A 2,051-nucleotide genomic window follows, 5' to 3' on the forward strand; every position below is an offset into this window, starting at 1 on the left:
GGGTGCCCGAAGGCTTTGCCCATGGTTTTTATGTCACCAGCAAAATTGCTGACTTCGTTTACAAATGCACAGATTATTATGCACCAGAATACGATTTGAGTATTGCCTGGAACGATCCTGAGTTGGCGATTGAATGGCCGTTGGTTGATGGTGAACAGCCCCTGTTGTCTGGTAAAGACGAGGATGGTATAGCGTTTTCTGAAGCTGGAAGCTGGAAGCTGGAAGCGACTGCTAAGGATGGTGGAAGTGCCGAAAATGCTGGGAACAATTTTCGGCCTGGTAGCTGGGTGAGGGAAGTTTGAAAATGGGAGTGTTAATTACGGGTTCCGGTGGGCAATTGGGGTATGAGTTGCAGAGGGCTGTGCCTGAAGGAACAGAGCTGCTGTGTGCCAATCGGTATCAACTGGATATTACCTGTCAGGAATCTGTTAATGCTTACTTTGATGCTCATCAGCCTGAAGCGGTGATCAATGCCGCAGCTTATACTGCGGTTGATAAAGCAGAGACAGACATTGATTCAGCTTTCGCAGTGAACACCAAAGGCGCCGCTTTCCTGGCGGAAGCATGCTCAAAGCATGACATCCCGATGGTACAGGTTTCGACAGACTTTGTCTTTGATGGCTCCCAATCAACACCCTATAAAGTGACAGACAAAACCAACCCTGTCAGTGTCTACGGAGAAAGCAAGCTTCAGGGCGAAAAGCAGGTACTTGAGATACTCGGCAACAAAGCCGTTGTCATTCGCACAGCCTGGGTCTATTCCTCCCACGGTAATAATTTTGTAAAAACCATGCTCAACCTGATGCAAGAAAAAGATCAGCTAGGTATCGTTTTTGACCAAATTGGCACCCCCACTTCCGCCAGGTCACTAGCACTATGCTGCTGGCAATCATTAAAAAAGCTTCAAGCCTTGACCGCCAAGGATGGTGGAAATGCAGAGAATGTCGGGAACAATTCTCTGCCCAGCTTCCAGCTTCAAGCTATCTTCAACTGGACCGACGCCGGAGTAGCAAGCTGGTACGATTTCGCCGTGGCCATCCAGGAAGAAGCGCTATCTCTTGGCATTCTGAAAAAAAGCATCCCGGTCAAACCAATTCCAACTTCGGCCTACCCTACTCCGGCTGAACGCCCTAAATACAGCGTTTTGGACAAACAGCTGACATACTCTGAGTTAGAGCTTCCCATTGAACATTGGCGAAGTGCTCTCAGGTCCGTGCTCACAGAGCTTAAGTCAGACAAACCAGTTTCATGAAATCACTATTAGTCACCGGTGGCGCCGGATTCATTGGAGCAAACTTTGTCCAATACTGGATAAAACAATACCCCGAGCATAACATCGTAGTTCTTGATGCCCTGACTTATGCAGGAAATCTTGCCAGCCTTGATCCCATCAAAGATCACCCCAATTACACCTTTGTACACGGGAATATTCTGGATACAAAACGGGTAGAAGGTTTACTGAGAAACCATAAAATCGACACTTTAGTCCACTTTGCAGCTGAATCCCATGTAGACCGCTCCATAACAGGCCCGGATGCATTCCTTGAAACGAATATCATAGGCACCCACAGCCTGCTCAAAGCGGCAAAAAAAAGTGTGGTTGGACGAAGACCTGTTAAAAGGTAAAGAACATCGTTTCCATCATGTCTCTACTGACGAGGTATACGGCACTTTGTCGTTAAGTGAACCAGCCTTTACCGAAGAAACCGCTTACGCCCCAAACTCGCCCTATGCAGCCAGCAAAGCATCCAGTGACCACCTGGTTCGCTCCTATCAGGAAACCTACGGCCTAAAGACCACAATTAGCAACTGCTCCAACAACTACGGCCCTTACCATTTCCCGGAAAAGCTGATCCCTCTGGTCATCACAAACATCCTGCACGACAAGCCACTCCCCATATACGGCGACGGCAAACAAATCCGCGACTGGCTCTATGTAGAAGATCACGCCCGAGGAATCGAGCTGGTTCTCAACAAGGGCAAAATCGGCGAAAACTACAACATCGGCGGCCACAACGAATGGCATAACATCGACATAGTCAACCTAATCT

4 protein-coding genes are annotated in these 2,051 nt (G+C 48.3%); all 4 read left to right on the forward strand.

All coding sequences use genetic code 11. The annotated features are described in order from the left end of the window. Positions 1 to 302 (forward strand): dTDP-4-dehydrorhamnose 3,5-epimerase (locus tag KDK18_RS05850; RefSeq protein ID WP_257253882.1); only part of this gene is annotated, 302 nt, incomplete at its 5' end. Positions 303 to 304: 2 nt separating this feature from the next. Then, complete coding sequence (gene rfbD / locus KDK18_RS05855; protein ID WP_257253884.1) at positions 305 to 1,252, forward strand: dTDP-4-dehydrorhamnose reductase; 948 nt, start codon at positions 305 to 307, stop codon at positions 1,250 to 1,252. After that, positions 1,249 to 1,626, forward strand: a complete 378-nt coding sequence (locus KDK18_RS05860; protein ID WP_257253885.1) for a GDP-mannose 4,6-dehydratase — start codon at positions 1,249 to 1,251, stop codon at positions 1,624 to 1,626. The genes rfbD and KDK18_RS05860 overlap by 4 nt, the downstream gene beginning before the upstream one ends. Beyond that, positions 1,601 to 2,051: dTDP-glucose 4,6-dehydratase (locus KDK18_RS05865; protein ID WP_257253886.1), on the forward strand; the 451-nt coding region annotated here is incomplete at its 3' end. The genes KDK18_RS05860 and KDK18_RS05865, both read left to right, overlap by 26 nt.

The organism is Endozoicomonas sp. SESOKO3 (genome assembly GCF_024606255.1).

Bases quoted from the DNA above. Each gene is read 5' to 3' on its own strand.
- rfbD (WP_257253884.1), top strand. From the start codon at position 305: ATGGGAGTGTTAATTACGGGTTCCGGTGGGCAATTGGGGTATGAGTTG.
- KDK18_RS05860 (WP_257253885.1), top strand. From the start codon at position 1,249: ATGAAATCACTATTAGTCACCGGTGGCGCCGGATTCATTGGAGCAAAC.